This is a genomic window from Epibacterium sp. HA2-3 (genome assembly GCF_055693725.2).
The window spans coordinates 984,360-1,000,822 of the sequence record NZ_CM172490.1; the positions used below are offsets into that span (position 1 = coordinate 984,360).

Sequence of the window (16,463 nt, forward strand, 5' to 3'; positions counted from 1 at the left end):
GGTATTTGGGCGCTCCTCGAGGTGATGCGCGGACCCTCGCAGCCCGAACCCGGTTTGTCCACCAGCCGATCGGGGAGACAAGTTGGAATGCGCCTGATATGAGTGAAAAAAATCAACAGAGTGCAGATCTAATGGCGCGGCAGTATTTTCTTCATCTCGGGGCGCATCGCACGGGCAGCAGCTCGTTTCAGCTCTGTTTGCATGAAAACCGCGCCGCTTTGGCCGACGCGGGCTATGGCGTCGCTTTTCCCGCGCGCGATGGTATCCGGGCGGGGCAGCTTGCTCTGCGCCTGCCGCAGCCGCGCCATGGCGCCGAGGCGGAGGCTCGGATGGCCGAGGCCGCGCGCCAGCACCTGACGCAAGACATCGCCCCGGCGCCGGATCAGAAGGTCCTTTTGTCGGAAGAGAACATTCTCGGCAGTATGTCTCATTTTCAACAGGCCTTGTTCTATCCCGCCTGCGCCAAGCGGCTGCGGGCGCTGCGTCAGGCGATGGAGGGGCCTGCGGCCGCTGTGCTGCTGGTGGTGCGCGATTATGGGCCGTTCTTTCGTTCCTGTATTCGCAAACGGATGGAAGAAACGATCGTGACGGATTTCGAAGGTGCCGTTTCGTCCTATCTGGCGATGGATCGCGGCTGGCTTGAGGTGCTGCGGGAGGTGCGCGACATCCTGGAGCCTGCAAAGCTGATTGTGGCGCGACATGAGGCCCGCCCGAAGCGGGTCGATCTGTTGCGAGAGCTGGCTCCGGATCTGGCGCAGGTGGCCTTGATGCAGCCCAGCACGTCATTGAACATCAGTGCCACGGACCGCGCCCTGAGCGCGTTGCAGGCGCGCTATGCCACCGGCGAGAAACTCTCGCGCAAAGCGTGGCGCGCCACCCTTGCAGAGTGGCGCGATGACGCGACACCCTTGGGGCTCACTGAGTTTACACCGCGGGAATTGCGCGCCTTCTCAATGCGCTACGAGCGCGATCTGTCAGAGATCGCCAAGGAACCGGGGCTTACTCTGATTTAGAGTCTTGGCCCTTGCGCGCTTTCTCCTCGGCTTTGACCGCGTCCCAAAACGCATCCATTTCCTCAAGGTTGCTGTCTTCGGCGCGCTTGCCCCGTTCTGCCAGCTTTGCCTCTACCGCCTTGAAGCGGCGGGTGAATTTCGCGTTGGTGCGGCGCAGGGCCGCCTCTGGTTCGACGCCGAGGTGGCGACCGAGATTGGCCATCACAAATAGAAGATCGCCGAATTCCTCTTCGACCTCATCCTGAGTGAGCGTGTCGCGCGCCTCGACGAGTTCGGCGGATTCCTCGGCAATCTTGGCAAGCACATTCTGTGCCGAGGGCCAGTCAAACCCCACCCGCGCCGCGCGTTTTTGCAGCTTGTAGGCGCGCAGCAAGGCCGGCAGGCCCACCGCGACACCATCCAGCGCGCCAGTCTCGGCCTTTGCGGCGCGCTCGGCGGCCTTGATGGTCTCCCAGTCCTGCGTTTGCTGTTCGGCGGATTTATCGCGGCTCTCGTCGCCAAAAACATGCGGGTGCCGCGACACCATCTTGTTGGACATGGTTGTGACCACATCCTGAAAGGTGAAATGCCCGGCTTCGGCAGCCATTTGTGCGTGAAAGACGGATTGGAACAAGAGATCGCCCAACTCACCCTTAAGTTCGTCCCATTTCTCACGCTCGATGGCGTCGGCGACCTCATAGGCCTCTTCGATGGTGTAGGGCGCGATGGAGGCAAAATCCTGCTCGATGTCCCAAGGGCAGCCGCCCTCCGGATCGCGCAGGCGGCGCATGATTTCCAGGAGCCGTTCGATGCCTGCGGTTTCATCGTGGATCAAGCTGTCGTCGCTCATTGCACCTGCCTGCGTTTTCGTGTCTGCTGCATCATCCCGACTATTTGACAGGAGTCCACCCCATGCCGGTCGTGAACCGCATCGCTGATTTTGCCGAAGACATGAAGACCTGGCGTCGCCACCTGCACCAGATCCCCGAACTGGGGTTGGACACAGTAAAAACCGCTGCATATGTGACTGAGATCCTTGAGACATTCGGCGTAGATGAGATCCACGGCGGTATTGCGCAGAACGGGATCGTGGCGATCATCAACGGTCAGGGCGACGGGCCAACACTTGGGCTTCGCGCCGATATGGACGCGCTGCCGATCACCGAGGTGCGCGACCTCGACTACAAATCCCAGACCCCCGGCAAAATGCATGCCTGCGGCCATGACGGGCACACCACCATGTTGCTCGGGGCGGCGAAATATCTGGCGGAAACGCGTAATTTCAAAGGCCGCGTGGCGTTGTTGTTCCAGCCCGCCGAAGAGATCATCGGCGGCGCCAAGATCATGGTCGAAGAGGGCGTGATGGAGCGCTTTGACATCAAGGAGGTCTACGCGCTGCACAATGCGCCGGGCTTGCCGGTCGGGCATTTCATGACAACGCCGGGCGCTTTGATGGCGGCGGTGGATGAGTTTACCATCAACATCAAAGGGCTGGGTGGCCATGGCGCAATGCCGCATGAAACCCGTGATCCGGTGATGGCCGCCTGTGGCATGGCGCAAGCGATCCAGACCATCGTCAGCCGCAACCATCAGGCTACCGAGGATCTGGTGATTTCCGTCACTCAGATCCACACCGGCACCGTCGACAATGTGATCCCGGAAACCGCCTATATCAACGGCACGGTGCGTACCTTCAATCCCAATGTGCAAAAGATGGTCATGGCGCGCTTTGACGAGATCGTGAAAGGCTGCGCCGTGGCCTATGGGGTGGAAGCGGAGCTGGATTACGAGGTCGGCTATCCCGCCACGATCAACGACGCGGAAAAGGCGGCTTTTGCCACCGATGTCGCGCGCGACATCTCGGGCGAGGCCAATGTGCAGGGCGATGCGGGGCGCGAGATGGGGGCTGAGGATTTCTCATATATGCTGGAGGCCCGTCCGGGCGCCTACCTGTTCCTCGGGCAGGGGGATTCGGCGGGGCTGCACCACCCTGAGTATGACTTCAACGATGAGATCTCGCCTCTTGGGGCATCGTTCTTTGCCCGTCTGGTGGAGAAAGCACAGCCAGCGGGTTGAAATCGCGATGTGGGGCGGGCTTTCGGATGACAAGCCCGCCTGCATTGGCTAGGACGTCAGCAGAACCCGAGAACAGGGAGCAGTCCAAAATGGCGCTGGAAGACGCAAAAACGCAGGTAGATCAGGCATTTACGCGCGAGGACCTTAAGGGTCTCAGCTTTGAGAACACTTTTGGAGGGGCCACGTCGTTTTTGCGGCGTCGCTACACCAAGGATCTGACCCACGCGGATATCGCCGTGACGGGTATTCCGTTTGATCAGGCGGTGACAAACCGCCCCGGCACACGGCTGGGTCCGCGCGCGGTGCGCGAGGCCTCGGCCCTGCAAAGCCCCGATGCGCCTTATGGCTGGGATATTTGCCCTGCAAGCGAGCTGGCAATCGTGGACTATGGCGATCTGGCCTTCGACTATGCCAATGTTCCGGCCTTTCCCGACACGCTCACGGATCATATCCGCGGTATTCTGGCCACCGATACAGCATCGGTGGCGATTGGCGGCGACCATTATGTGAGCTTCCCGATCCTCAAGGCCTATGCCGAGAAATACGGGCCTGTTTCGCTCTTGCATTTCGATGCTCACAGCGACACCTGGGCGGATGATGATTTCAGCCGCGTGGATCATGGCACGATGTTCTACAAGGCGGTGAAATCCGGCATCATCGATCCGGCGACCTCGGTGCAGGTGGGCATTCGCACCACCAATGAGGACAATCTGGGCGTGCCGACTATCGATGCCCCCACGGTGCATGAGATCGGCCCGGTCGAGACCGCGCGCCGCATCCGCGAGGTGCTGGGCGACCGGCCGGTCTATCTGACCTTTGACATTGACTGCCTCGATCCGGCCTATGCGCCGGGCACTGGCACCCCGGTCTGGGGTGGCCTCACTTCGGCGCAGGCAGAGGCGATCCTCAAGGGGTTGCGCGGCATCAACATTCTGGGCGGCGACGTCGTCGAAGTCTCGCCCCCCTTTGACACCACCGGCGCCACCGCCATCGCGGGCGCCCATGTGGCCATGAGTATTATCTGCCTTCTGGGCTGGAGGATGACAGGACGATGAGCGAGTTCAATCAACCCATCAGCGGCAATGATCTGGCGCGGTTCTCGGGGCCGGGCACCTTTATGCGCCTGCCGCAGGCCACCTCGCTAGAGGGTCTGGATGTGGCGGTGCTGGGTGTGCCGATGGATATTGGCACCTCCTGGCGTTCCGGGACGCGGTTCGGGCCCAAGCAGATCCGCGCCGAGAGCGCGATGATCCGCCCGTACAACATGGCCACCGGGGCTGCGCCTTTTGATGCGCTCAACATTGCCGATATTGGCGATCTGGCGATCAATACGTTCAACCTTGCAGAGTCGCTGCGCATCATCGAAGACAGCTATGACGCGATCCTCGGTTCGGGCGTGCTTCCCTTTGCGATGGGGGGCGATCACTCGATCACCCTGCCGATCCTCAGGGCGATGGCGCGCAGGTATGGCCCGGTTGCGGTGATCCATGTGGATGCCCATGCGGACGTCAATGACGAGATGTTTGGCGAACGCGAAACCCACGGCACCGTGTTCCGCCGCGCCTATGAAGAGGGGCTTTTGGAGGCGGATAAAGTCTATCAGATCGGTCTGCGCGGTACCGGCTATGGACCGGATGATTTCAAAGAGCCGCAGAGCTGGGGCTTTCAGCACTTTGTCGCCTCCGAGCTCTGGAACCGATCGCTGCACAATATGGGGGCGGAAATCCGTCGCGATATTGGCGGGCGTCCGGTCTATATCTCCTATGATATCGACAGTCTCGATCCCGCCTTTGCGCCGGGCACCGGCACGCCGGAAATCGGCGGGCTGACCACCATGCAGGCGCTGGAGCTGATCCGCGCCTTCAAGGGGCTTAATGTCGTGGGCTGTGATCTTGTTGAAGTCTCGCCGCCCTATGACCCTTCGGGGAATACGGCGCTTGTAGCAGCCAATCTGATCTATGAGATGCTGTGCATCCTGCCCGGACGGGATAGGGCGTAACGCGTCAAAGGTCGCGCGTATCATCACCGCCGGGTGAGCAGGGGCTAGGTGCGCCGGGCGGAGAGGCTCCCGCCTGTTGCTGGATCAGCAGAGCCGATCAGCCTGTGTTGGGCCGCGCGTGGGGTGAATGCCCGCCGGTGGCGCGTCCAGATCTTCCCTGATCATTCGTGCTGCAACGGCTTGCAGGGCGTGGCGCCGGTTTTTTCGAAAGCAATGGCTTGGGGGATCTGCGCGGGTGCCCCAGGGCGCCCGGACAGGTGTTGCGAGCGACCCTAAAGGCGCGGCATCACCGCGGGCAGCGGGCTCAGGCGGTTTGAGGCCGAAAGGCAGCCCTCCTGAACCTTACGCCACATCGGTACGTTGAGCGACATTTGGCACTGCGCCATGAACATGCGCCCATCCACCTGCAGGCAGATGGTTTCCCCAAGCTCAATCCGCGCGCCCTGTTTGTCGGTGCAATAGCAATCTATGGTCTTGCCGCCGGGGCCGACGACATCCGCGTGGGCGCCACCCCCCGTTGCCACAATCAGCAGGCTCACCGCTACAGCCGCCGTATGTGCGGCGCGGGCAGCAAATCGGACAAGACCACTGGCATGTTTCATGCCTCTAGCCTATCACAAATGCAGCCCCGCGCCAAAGCCTGACGCGCGCCCAACAGTGAGATACGCCAAGACATGATCCCCGAAGACCGGCTGCAACAGATTCTGCAACGCTACCAGTACCTCGAGGCCGCGATGGCGGATGGGGCAGGGGGGGATATCTCCAAGCTGGCCAAGGAATATTCCGAGCTGCGCCCGGTGGTCGAGCAGATCAGCGCCTATCAGCAGCTGTTGAGCGATCTGGCCGAGGCCGAAGAAATGCTGGCCGACCCGGACATGAAGGCGCTCGCAGAGGAAGAGATACCGACCCTGAAGGCCGCACTTCCGGAGGCAGAGCATGCGCTGCAACTCGCGCTTTTGCCCAAGGATGAGGCCGACAGCCGCGCCGCCATTCTCGAGATCCGACCCGGCACGGGCGGTGACGAGGCGGCGCTCTTTGCTGCGGATCTCTATCGCATGTACAGCCGCTATGCGGAGACGCAGGGCTGGAAAGTGGATGTCATCGAAGAACAGGCCTCCGAACTCGGCGGGCTCAAGGAACTGGTGGCGCGGATCAATGGCGACGGGGTCTTCGCGCGGCTCAAGTATGAAAGCGGCGTGCATCGGGTCCAGCGGGTGCCCGTGACCGAGAGCGGCGGGCGCATCCACACCTCTGCGGCGACTGTGGCGGTGCTGCCAGAGGCCGAGGATGTGGACATCAAGATCGACGCAAACGATCTGCGCATCGACACCATGCGGGCTTCGGGCGCGGGGGGGCAGCACGTCAACACCACCGACTCGGCGGTGCGGATCACCCACCTGCCGACCGGGCTGGTGGTCACCAGCTCGGAAAAATCCCAGCACCGCAACCGCGAGATCGCAATGCAGGTGCTGAAGACCCGGCTCTATGACCTTGAACGCCAGCGTATCGACACGGAACGCTCTGCGGATCGGGCTTCACAGGTGGGATCGGGAGATCGTTCGGAACGTATCCGGACCTATAACTTCCCGCAGGGGCGGATGTCGGACCACCGGATCAACCTCACGCTTTATAAGCTCGATCAGATCATGGGCGGCGACTTGGATGAAATCATTGACGCGCTGATCTCCGAGCATCAGGCGAAACTCCTGGCGGAGATGGGGCAATGAGCACCACCGCCGCACAAGCCATGGTGGCGGCAACGGCGCGCCTGCGAGCGGCGGGGGTAGAGGACCCTGCGCGCGATGCGCGGGTGCTGTTGGCGCATGCCGCGCGGATTGAGGCGGCGCGGGTCACATTGATCGCGCCCGAGGAACTCTCGCATGAGGTGGCCGAACGCTATGACCAGCTGATTTCCCTGCGCGCGATCCGGGTTCCCGTGTCGCATCTCGTGGGCGAGCGGGATTTTTATGGCCGCCGCTTCAAGGTCTCTGGCGATGTTCTGGACCCGCGTCCCGAAACCGAAACCCTAATCGAAGCGGCGCTTGCAGAGCCGTTCGAGCGGGTGCTGGATCTTGGGGTGGGGTCGGGCTGCATTCTGGTGACGCTCTTGGCAGAGCAGCAGCGCGCGCGCGGCCTTGGCGTGGACCTCAGTGAAGCCGCCTGTCTTCAGGCCAGCGCCAATGCGGTGTTGCACCGCGTCGAGGCGCGTGCCGACATCCGCCAGTCGAGCTGGTTTTCCGCTGTTGAAGGGCAGTTTGACCTGATTGTCTCCAACCCGCCTTATATTGCGCTTGAAGAAATGGATGGGCTCTCGGCAGAGGTGCGCGATCATGAACCGCAAATGGCGCTCACGGATGGGGCGGATGGCCTCAGCGCGTATCGGCAAATCTGTGCAGGGCTTGCGCCGCATCTCGCAGCAAATGGGCGCGTGATGGTGGAAATCGGCCCCACGCAAGGTCCGGCTGTTGCGCAGATGATGCACGAAGCGGGGCTTCGCGATGTCAGCGTGCTGCCGGACCTGGATGGCCGGGATCGGGTCGTTTTTGGCCGAAATGCGTGACGTGCCGCGTCAATAGCGCTCAATTTTGACAAAAAGAGCCAAAAAACTCCCTGTGCCCCCTTGTTTGTGACAAAGGAACGTGGTTACTCAAGATGTCGCTGTTGCAAGAGGACGTTAGTCAACCTCTCGGCGACGCCAAGCCCAAAAACGTTCGCAGGCCCATGCGCAGGAAGCGCGGTACGCGGTCTTCGACAATTAGAACCAAGGCTGACGTTAGGCATATGAGATCGTCAAAATCACGTTCGCGTTCAAAGTCGAACCGTAATCGTCCAAATGGGGCCAATGTTGTCAACCGCGTGTTCGACAGCTCGGGACCCGAGGGCAAGGTTCGCGGAACGCCGCAACAAATCATCGACAAATACAACCAGCTTGCCCGCGACGCGCAACTTGGCAATGACCGTGTTGCGACCGAGAATTTCCAGCAGCACGCGGAGCATTACCTGCGCATGCTGAATGAGGCACAGCGCGAGATCGAAGCCAAGCGTGAGGAGCAGGAGCGCCAGAACCGCGAACGCCAGGCCGAACGCGATCGTGAACGTGCAGAGCGTCTGGAACGTCAGGAGCGCGAAGCCGCCGAGGCCGCAGCAGGAGATGGCCCGCAGCCCGAGATCGCTGACCCGCGTGAGGCACCGGTCCAGGAAGCACAAGACGACAGCGGACTTGTCGAGACCCCCGAAGGGAAAACCTCTGAGGGCGAGGCTACGCCCGCCAAGAAAGCCCCCGCTCGCAAGCCGCGCAGCCGCAAGCCTGCCGCACCCAAAGAGGGCGAAAACAGCGAGGCGAAACCAGAGGCAGAGGCGAAGCCCAAGCGCAGCCGCGCCAAGCCCAAACCAAAGCCCAATCCGGACGAGCCGCAGGAAGCGGCGGAATAAGCCGAGATCAATCCAGATCAGAAAAAACCCCCACAGCAGGCGCTGCGGGGGTTTTTTCATGTCCGGCGCAATGGTCGGGGCGGGCCGTAAGAGTGCGCTGGATCAGCCCTTCTCCAAACTACGGGCAAGGGCGCAGAAGGCCTCAAGGCTGACCTGCTCGGCGCGTTCGGTTGGCGGAATACCTGCGGCGTTCAAGTGGTCTTCGATCTGGGGAGAGACGCCTTTGAGAGCGGCGCGCAGCATCTTGCGACGCTGATTGAAGGCGGCGGCAACCACGCGGCTCAGGATCGCGGCATCGGCTGGGTAGCGGGGCTCTGGCAGGGCCGTCAGATGGACCACGGCGCTCGAGACCTTTGGCGGTGGCGTAAAGGCGCCTGGGGGCAGCGAGAGGGCGATCCTGGCCTCGGCGCGCCACTGCGCAAGGATTGCCAGCCGCCCGTAGGCTTTGGAACCAGGTTGCGCAACGATGCGCTCGGCCACTTCGCGCTGAAACATCAAAGTGAGGCTCTGCCAGAACGGGGGCCACTCTTTTGGGGTGAGCCACCGCACCAAAAGTTCGGTGCCGACATTGTAGGGCAGGTTGGCGGCGACGCGGATCGGCGGCGTCAGATGCGCCAGCGGGTCGATCTCCAGCGCGTCCCCGTTGATGACCTCGAGCCGCCCCGGATAGGCGGCGGCGATGTCCTCCAGGGCGGGCAGGCAGCGCTGGTCTTTTTCGATGGCGAGGATCTTGCGCGCGCCTTCGCTGAGAAGCCCGCGTGTGAGGCCGCCGGGGCCGGGGCCGATCTCCAAGACGTCGCAGCCTGTGAGATCACCCGCCTGACGCGCGATCTTGGCGGTCAGGTTCAGATCCAGAAGAAAGTTCTGACCCAGCGATTTGCGGGCCGAGAGCTGGTGGGTCGCGATGACCTCACGCAGCGGGGGGAGATTGTCGATAGCGCTCATGAGGGAGCTTCATAAGGCGCGCGCGGGCATCTGGAAAGCGGGATTTGTATCCCAAAGGTGCGCAGGGGCTTCCCTGCGCGCAGGTTTGACTTGGGATGAGGGGCGCTGCCCCTCAAACACCCCGGGATATTTGGGGTTAGAAGAAGAGATCAGGGCTGGCGGGTCTTGGCCATGGTTTGCGCCAGACGCAGGGCTTCGATGAGGCTGGAGGGATTGGCAAGACCTTTGCCAGCGATGTCGAACGCGGTGCCGTGATCGGGGGACGTGCGGATGAAGGGCAGGCCAAGGGTGACATTGACGCCCTTGTCGAAGTCGAGCGTCTTGATCGGGATGAGCGCCTGATCGTGATACATGGCGATGGCCGCGTCATAGCGCGCGCGGGCGGCGGCGTGAAACAATGTGTCTGCCGGATGCGGACCGGTGAGCCGGTAGCCTTCGGTCTGCATCTCGCGGATCAGTGCTTCGATCCAGTCGCCTTCTTCCTGGCCCATGGCCCCGCCTTCGCCTGCATGAGGGTTGAGGCCAGTGACGGCGATGCGCGGGGTGGTGAGGCCGAACTGGTCGCGCAGGCCACGGTCTGTGAGGGTGATGACGCGGCGCAGGTGGTCCGGTGTGAGGACCTTGGGCACCGCACTGAGGGGGATGTGGATGGTGGCTGGCACCACCCGCAGAGCGGCGCTGGCCAGCATCATCACCACATGGTCGACCCCTCCGAGGGCTGCGAGGAACTCGGTGTGGCCGGGATAGGCAAAGCCGGCGCCATCAATCAGCGCTTTTTTGTGAATCGGAGCCGTGCAGAGCGCTGCGGCCTTGCCCGAAGTTACAAGCTCCACACCGGTCTTGATCGATTGGATCACACCTGCTGCGTTTTGCGGGTCGGCCTCGCCCTTGGTGGTGTTTCCGGCAAATTCCAAGGGCCATACCGGCAGCGCATCTGCGCTGACTTGCAACGCCTCTGCGGGGGCAGAGACGGATTGCCAAGGGTGGGATGAGGGCAGGTGACGCGGATCGCCGATCCAGACGAAGGGGCAGTCCGCGCGCAGTTGATCCCATGCGGCGACAGCGATTTCCGGTCCGATCCCGGCAGGTTCGCCGCAGGAGAGCGCAATGACCTGCGGCGCGCCTGTCATTGGAAATCGATCCGGGCGTTGGCCTTCAGCTGTTCGACATGGGCCTCGGCGAGTTCATTCAGGCGCTGTTGCACAAGAGCGTTGGCCACAGCGACACGGGCGTTTTCCTGCGAGGCGACAACTTCGCTGGTGCGGCCGCAGAGCATCACAAACAGAAGCGTCTGGCCGTTGTCACGGGTGAGCGTCGCTGAGGATTCATTCTCGTCGAAGCGAGAGAGTTCCAGCGCGATATCCTGTGGGATTGCACCGGGGGCCTCGCTGCCGCGGAACAGACGATCGGGGTCTTGCCCTTTGTTGATGCCATAGAGGTCATCGCAGGTGTCGATCTCGTCGCGGATTTCAGTGGCGCGCGCAAGCGCCTCGGGGCTGCGCCCACCGGGGATGCGGTAGGTGGCGTAATCAATCGCGGCGTAGGTCGCGCTGCGCCCGTCCACCTCGCGCAGACCACGCATGCGGAAGATCGCGATGGCACCCTGCATGGGCAAGGGCTGGGTGATCTCGCCGGGTTCCAGCCCGAGGACCACTTCCTGCAGCTGCGGAGGCAGGCGAGAGAGCGACATCCACGGCAGGCGTCCGCCGTCAGTGCGGCTGTCGGCGGCAGAGAATTGTGCGGCGGAGGCGGCGAAGGCCTCGGCGCGGGTCAATTCGGAGATCTGGATCGCAAGATCCTGAACCTGTGCGGCGTTTTCTTGCGTGAGGGGAAGGATGATTTCAGACAGCAGCACCTGAACGCTGCCGGAGCCAGCGGTGCCCATGGCACGATCAATCTCGGCTTCGGAGGGGCGGGCCTGCGACAGGAACCGGCCGCGGACATACTCGCGCCAGCCAAGACCTGCTGTGGTGAAATCACGCACGGTTTCCGGGGCGACACCGGCCTGGTTCAGGCTGGCGAGAAACTCCTCGAGCGTCAGATTGGCACGCTGCGCAAGCTCGCGCATGCCTTCGGTGACTTCTTCTTCACTGAGGGTCAGGCCCACGTCTTTCATGACCTGACGCTTGAGCCGATCCTCGATCAGATCATCGCGAGCGGTTTCAAACGGATCGCCCTGCACCGAGCCCAGAACGCTCAGGAAAAGGGCACGTTGCTCCAGTTCATAGGTGGTGATCACATCCTCGTTGACGGTGATCGCGGGCGAGAACAGCCCCTGTGCCTGAAGATCCGCCGGGGCAGCCGCGGCAATGGCAAGCGCCAGACCTGCTGCGTAGCTCGCGCGACGGGTCCAGTTGATCAGGGCCAGCGAAATCTGGCGGAAGGTTAGGTTTTGCTGCATGATCGCCTGCTTGTTGTGTTGCCGCTTTTGACGGAAAAGCCGTTGAGCGACAGTGTAAATCCGAAATCCGTTGATGGCTCAACACTTGTCGTCGAGGTATAGCGACGGCTGAGCGATAGGTCGAGTGTCACGCATTCATTGCTGTAGGTGAGGCCAAGACCCGCACGGGTCGCGCGCCCATCGGTGATGTCGTAGCGCATGTTGGCGCCCGCGCGCCATGTCTGGTTCAAGTCATAGGTGCCATCGAACCAGAGTTCCGAGGTTTCTTCAGTGCGGTTCTCGCTCGCGTCGGCCTGCAGCCAAAGATAGCTCCCTGCAAGACTGACCCGGTCACGTTCCAGATCGCCGCGAAACTCTGCCTTGGTCACCGACCACTCCTCGTCAAAGAGGGTTCGGGCGGTCAGCGTCAGGTCGTTGCGCAGGCCCAGCTGCCCCGCCACCAAGACGTTGGAGTTGCGGCCATCCAGCCCCGAGGAGGAGGTAAAGCCCGATTGCGCTTGATCGCGGTGGATCTGCGCAATGGTACCTGTTGCAAACCAGCCGGAGGTGTCGAAATGCGCAAAGTTCACGCCATAAACAAACGTCTCGCCATCCTCGCGCACGTCGGATTCGGGGAACCGCGAGAGCGCCATCAGGTTGCCCTGATCGAACTCGGAGATATTGCTGGCCTCATTCGGGGTGTCGTCGCCATTCACATGGGTCCAGCCAAGCTGCACGATGGGCTCGAGCACCTGAACCGCCCCTGATGCGGTCTGGCGCGTCATCGGGCGGCGCAGGGTCAGCGCCGCCTTGGGCGTGACGCGGGTGGCATCATTGTCAAAGGCTGCATCATCTGACAGCGCAAAACTGTCGATCCCGATCCCGGCGGTCCAGACCGATTCAATCCCCCAGGGCAAAATCCAGCTGCGCAGCCAGGTGGCATCGGCGGAAACCCGGCTCATGTCGCGCCCGTTAGCATCTGTGAGGGTGGCATCAAGCGAGGATTCGCGTCTGAATTGCGAGGCGTTGAGCCGCAGACGGAGCTCGCCGCCAACGGCCCTGGGAAAGAGGCGCTGCTCGAAGGTGCCGGTCACGATGGTCGAGGGAATGAAGTCCTGGTTCTCGGCGTCGCGCAGGGTTTTGTAGTTGGAGATCTTGCCTTCGATCAGCTGGTCGCGCCGCACCCGGATCAGCGAGATTTCGGAGCGAATGCGGTCGGTGTCAGAGATGTCATAGTCCGCGTAGTATCCGTCATCCGAGACAGTGTTCAGATCAAAGCTCAGCTTGAAGTCTCGCGGGATGTCGAAGGCGCCGCGCAGGCTGAGGTAGCCCCGGCCATCATCAGGCTGAATGTCATCGCGGCTGAAGGCGCCGGTGATCTCGATCTGGCCGTTGCGAAAGGCCTGACGGTAGCGCAGGTCGAGCGTTCTGGTCTTCTCCGACAGGTAGGGCGTGATGGTGAGGTCTCTGTGCGGGCCGATTGTTTTGAAATAGGGGATCTTCACCCCTACGCCAAGCGTCGAGGAACTGGAGAGCGAGGGCACCAGAAAGCCATCTGCCCGCTCGAGTGTCGGGTCTGGCAGGCGCAGTGCGGGAAAGTAAAAGACCGGAACATCTTTCACCATCAGCTGCGCACCCTCCAGATAGAGCTGGCGCTCAGCCTGATCATGGGTGATGCGCTCGGCGCGGATTTGCCAGAGCGGGGGGCTGCCATCTTCGCAAACATGGCAAGAGGTCACGGCGGTCTTGTAGAGCTGCGAATAGCGCCCCTCGACGCGGGTCATCTGCAGGGCTGCGAGCTGCACCTGCTGATCAAACACCATCCGCGCCCCACGCAGTATGCCATTGCGCAATTCACTGTCCAGCTCGGCGGCATTGGCGAGTACCGTGATCGAGCCGCTCTGGTCGATGCGGATCGGCCCCTCCATCTGAAGGATGCCGGTTTGGCGATCATAAGAGATGCGCCGCACCTGAAGGCGGATATCGCCCTGAAATGCCTCGACATTTCCTTCGGCTACCAGCTTGCGGTCGGGGGATACAAATACCCGGTCCGCCACCAGCATCGCCGGGGCTGGGGTTTCCTGTGCAGAGGTCGCGTTTTGCGCCAGGGCGGGCGCTGCCGCAAGCGCCAACCACAGGGGCACCACCGTCCGCAGCAGCGCGCCTCGCCGCCGTTTCTTCAATTCAACCGTCTTCGGCATGCAGGAGCAATCCCATCGTCAATAGTATCGAGGCCACCGGCGGCGCCCAGGCGGCCAGCAAGATCGGAATCTGCCCGTTTTCGCCCAATATCCGCGCGAAATTATGGACAAAGTAAAGCGCAAACCCCAGGAGAACCGAGGTCAGCACGGCAACGCCAGTCCCGCCAAGGCGGGTGTGGCGCATGGTAAAGGCAGCGCCCACCAGCACCATCGCCACCAGAAACAGGGGGCGTGCCAGTTCGACTTGCAGCCAGACCTGGAAACGGGTGGTTGAAAAACCGGCCTCGGAGAGAGACTGGATCGTCTGGGGCAGGTCATAGATCGAAATCCCCTCCGCATAGCCAAGCGTGTCGCGAATGCGCTCATTGGTGAGCGTGGTGGGCAGGCGCAGCTCGTCATAGCGTTTGGCGCTGCGTTCGGGGTTCACACCAAGGATCAGCTGCCAGACTTTTGCATCGCGCAGCACCCAATCATCGCCTTCAAGGCGCGCTTCGGCGGCAACGGTTCGCCGCGTTGGGCCGCCATCGGGCGCGTAGGTCAGGATCGAAACATCGTAGAGATAGAGGTTCTCGGCATCGCCCCGGTAATTGGCAGCGTGAATAACCGATTGTCCGTTCTGTCCCCCCTGACGCAGCCAAAGGCCTTCTCCGCTCAGCGAAACTGCGGCGGGGCCACCGGTCTGGCGGTAGCTTTCCGAGAGGGTCTCAAACCGGTTTGTGGTCGCCGCAACGATGGGATTGAGCGTGCTGACCGCAAGCCCCCCCAGCACCAGCGCCACCACCACTGGCGGCACGAGGGCCCGAATGCCCGAGCGCCCGATCGCGCGCGTGACCACCAGCTCGCTGCTGCGTGCCATGCCGACAAAAAGCACAATCGTGGTCAGGATCATGATGAGCGGCAGGAACTCGCTAAAGGCTGCGGGCGCATTGAGCAGTGTCAGCTCCAATAACTGCCCAAACTGCAGGTCTTGCGCGTCAAAGCGGCGGAATTGTTCGCTGAGGTCGATCAGCATCACCAGACTCATGAGGACGGCGGCGATCACCATGAACCATTGCAGGAAGCGGCGGGCATAATAGAGATCAAGGATCATGCGTCTGTCTCCTGCGTCTTGCGCCTCGTGAGCCGCATCAGGGCCTGTGGCCGCGTCGCCAGATGCAGAAACAGAACCGAAATCATTACGCCCAACGTCGCGGGCAGGTAAATGAGCGGCCACATCGCCGCATTTTCCCGTACCGGGTCGGCAACGACCCCCCGCATGCCTTCGATCAGGATCAACAGCACAAAGGCCCCAAGCACCTGTTTCCAGATCCCAAAGCGACTGAAGCCCCCCATCAAAAGGGTCGAGACCCCGATCATCACGACAGCAAAGGTCACCGCCGCTCGCGCAAAACGCAGGTGCAACTCTTCGGCCTGAGCCCCGGCGCTATGGCCTTCCTCTTCGGTGATGCTTGCGCGTTCGCGCAGCAGATCAAGCGTGGGAATATTGCGCAGCGGGCGCGCGCCTGCAGCGCGTGCGGGCGACAGATCCCCAAGCGGATATGAAAAATCCGAGAACGCCGTGGTCGAAAGACGATCGTTATGGGCCTCTTTGCGCTGCGCGAGCCCGTCCACAAGGATCAGGTGGGCTTCGTCGTCTTCACGCACCAGATAGGCGCGATCACTGGTGTATGTGATTTCCACAGAGGGGTCGCGCTGATCCGTGAGGAATACATTCTGCAACGTTCCATCCGGCTCAATCGAGCCGATGAAAAACGTGATGCCCGCGCTGGGATGAAGAAAATTCCCGGCATTCAACAGCTTGGCGCTGACACTGCGCGAGAGTTCCGCCTCGCGAAACTGCATTTGCGCAAGCGAGGCCGGCAAGAGAAACAGGCTCAGGGCCGACATCATCGCCGCGCTCAACAGCCCAAAGACCATGGCCGGACGGGCCAGTTGCCACGGGCTTGAGCCGGTTGCGCGCAATACCGTCAATTCGCTCTCAGAGTTCAGCCGGTTGGTGACCCAGACCGTCGCCGCAAACGCGGCCAGCGGGAGCACCATGCGCACAAGGTTCGGCAGGCTCAGCGCAGAGATCTCGAGGAACGCGAGAACGCTTTGGCCATCGCCAATGAGCCAGTCAAACAGGCTTACGGCCCGGTTGATCCAGAACACGGCCACCAGAATCAAGGCAAAAAAGCCAAAGAACAAAAGATATTGCGACAGCACATATCTGTCGTAGCGTGACACTCGATCCCCCCATAGATCTTGCGATCGAATTGTTCGCAGGACCTTAGAGGAATTGTGCGAAGGGGAAAACTGCAATCTTCCGCGCCAGATGTCGGATGGGCAAGGATTTCAATTGACGTGCTGCCGCACTGGTATTCGGGACCACCAGCCGCTACCTGTTAGGGGACGATCGCCGCGATGTCTGAACGGCGACACGAGCAGATCAACCACAG

General features: G+C 61.9%; 15 protein-coding genes. 7 read left to right on the forward strand and 8 right to left on the reverse strand.

Annotated elements, in window-relative coordinates:
• Nucleotides 1–98 precede the first annotated feature (98 nt).
• Nucleotides 99–1,013, forward strand: coding sequence for a hypothetical protein (locus ACZ1HH_RS04580; protein ID WP_472635988.1), 915 nt, complete (start codon nt 99–101; stop codon nt 1,011–1,013).
• On the opposite strand, the gene mazG is transcribed toward ACZ1HH_RS04580, so the two are convergent.
• Nucleotides 1,000–1,842 (reverse strand): nucleoside triphosphate pyrophosphohydrolase, encoded by an 843-nt coding sequence (gene mazG / locus ACZ1HH_RS04585; protein WP_472635989.1) that lies wholly within the window; start codon nt 1,840–1,842, stop codon nt 1,000–1,002. The genes ACZ1HH_RS04580 and mazG overlap by 14 nt on opposite strands.
• Before the next feature lie 62 nt (nt 1,843–1,904).
• On the opposite strand from mazG, the gene ACZ1HH_RS04590 reads away from it, so the two are divergent.
• The 3 genes from ACZ1HH_RS04590 (at nt 1,905) to speB (ACZ1HH_RS04600) (ending at nt 5,067) form a co-directional block, all read left to right on the forward strand.
• A complete protein-coding gene (locus ACZ1HH_RS04590) occupies nt 1,905–3,068 on the forward strand; it encodes a M20 aminoacylase family protein (protein ID WP_472635990.1) in 1,164 nt (387 codons plus the stop codon).
• Nucleotides 3,069–3,157: 89 nt separating this feature from the next.
• Complete coding sequence (gene speB / locus ACZ1HH_RS04595) at nt 3,158–4,123, forward strand: agmatinase (protein ID WP_044026708.1); 966 nt, start codon at nt 3,158–3,160, stop codon at nt 4,121–4,123.
• Entirely contained in the window at nt 4,120–5,067 is a 948-nt protein-coding gene (gene speB / locus ACZ1HH_RS04600) for an agmatinase (RefSeq protein WP_011538282.1), read from the forward strand. The genes speB (ACZ1HH_RS04595) and speB (ACZ1HH_RS04600) overlap by 4 nt, the downstream gene beginning before the upstream one ends.
• Before the next feature lie 272 nt (nt 5,068–5,339).
• Here speB (ACZ1HH_RS04600) and ACZ1HH_RS04605 read toward each other — a convergent pair whose 3' ends face one another.
• Complete coding sequence (locus ACZ1HH_RS04605; protein ID WP_416368200.1) at nt 5,340–5,669, reverse strand: hypothetical protein; 330 nt, start codon at nt 5,667–5,669, stop codon at nt 5,340–5,342.
• A 72-nt stretch (nt 5,670–5,741) separates the two neighbouring features.
• Between ACZ1HH_RS04605 and prfA the strand changes: the two genes are divergently transcribed.
• The 3 genes from prfA to ACZ1HH_RS04620 all read left to right on the forward strand — a co-directional run bounded on the left by prfA (nt 5,742) and on the right by ACZ1HH_RS04620 (nt 8,499).
• Nucleotides 5,742–6,794, forward strand: a complete 1,053-nt coding sequence (gene prfA / locus ACZ1HH_RS04610; protein ID WP_487320402.1) for a peptide chain release factor 1 — start codon at nt 5,742–5,744, stop codon at nt 6,792–6,794.
• On the forward strand, nt 6,791–7,627 hold the full coding sequence (gene prmC / locus ACZ1HH_RS04615; RefSeq protein WP_472635991.1) for a peptide chain release factor N(5)-glutamine methyltransferase: 837 nt from the start codon (nt 6,791–6,793) through the stop codon (nt 7,625–7,627). Before prfA ends, prmC begins: the two co-directional genes overlap by 4 nt.
• 221 nt (nt 7,628–7,848) lie before the next feature.
• Complete coding sequence (locus tag ACZ1HH_RS04620) at nt 7,849–8,499, forward strand: DUF4167 domain-containing protein (protein WP_416368202.1); 651 nt, start codon at nt 7,849–7,851, stop codon at nt 8,497–8,499.
• A gap of 102 nt (nt 8,500–8,601) precedes the next feature.
• On the opposite strand, the gene rsmA is transcribed toward ACZ1HH_RS04620, so the two are convergent.
• The 6 genes from rsmA to lptF all read right to left on the reverse strand — a co-directional run bounded on the left by rsmA (nt 8,602) and on the right by lptF (nt 16,251).
• Nucleotides 8,602–9,444 carry a 16S rRNA (adenine(1518)-N(6)/adenine(1519)-N(6))-dimethyltransferase RsmA gene (gene rsmA, locus ACZ1HH_RS04625; protein WP_487320403.1) on the reverse strand — a complete coding sequence of 281 codons (843 nt, stop codon included), beginning with the start codon at nt 9,442–9,444 and terminating at the stop codon, nt 8,602–8,604.
• Nucleotides 9,445–9,593: 149 nt separating this feature from the next.
• A complete protein-coding gene (gene pdxA, locus ACZ1HH_RS04630) occupies nt 9,594–10,574 on the reverse strand; it encodes a 4-hydroxythreonine-4-phosphate dehydrogenase PdxA (protein ID WP_472635992.1) in 981 nt (326 codons plus the stop codon).
• Complete coding sequence (locus tag ACZ1HH_RS04635) at nt 10,571–11,845, reverse strand: peptidylprolyl isomerase (RefSeq protein WP_011538289.1); 1,275 nt, start codon at nt 11,843–11,845, stop codon at nt 10,571–10,573. Before ACZ1HH_RS04635 ends, pdxA begins: the two co-directional genes overlap by 4 nt.
• Nucleotides 11,830–14,025 (reverse strand): LPS-assembly protein LptD, encoded by a 2,196-nt coding sequence (locus tag ACZ1HH_RS04640; RefSeq protein ID WP_472635993.1) that lies wholly within the window; start codon nt 14,023–14,025, stop codon nt 11,830–11,832. Before ACZ1HH_RS04640 ends, ACZ1HH_RS04635 begins: the two co-directional genes overlap by 16 nt.
• Complete coding sequence (gene lptG, locus ACZ1HH_RS04645) at nt 14,009–15,115, reverse strand: LPS export ABC transporter permease LptG (protein ID WP_487320404.1); 1,107 nt, start codon at nt 15,113–15,115, stop codon at nt 14,009–14,011. The genes ACZ1HH_RS04640 and lptG overlap by 17 nt, the downstream gene beginning before the upstream one ends.
• On the reverse strand, nt 15,112–16,251 hold the full coding sequence (lptF, locus tag ACZ1HH_RS04650; protein ID WP_472635994.1) for an LPS export ABC transporter permease LptF: 1,140 nt from the start codon (nt 16,249–16,251) through the stop codon (nt 15,112–15,114). Before lptF ends, lptG begins: the two co-directional genes overlap by 4 nt.
• Between the last annotated feature and the right edge of the window lie 212 nt (nt 16,252–16,463).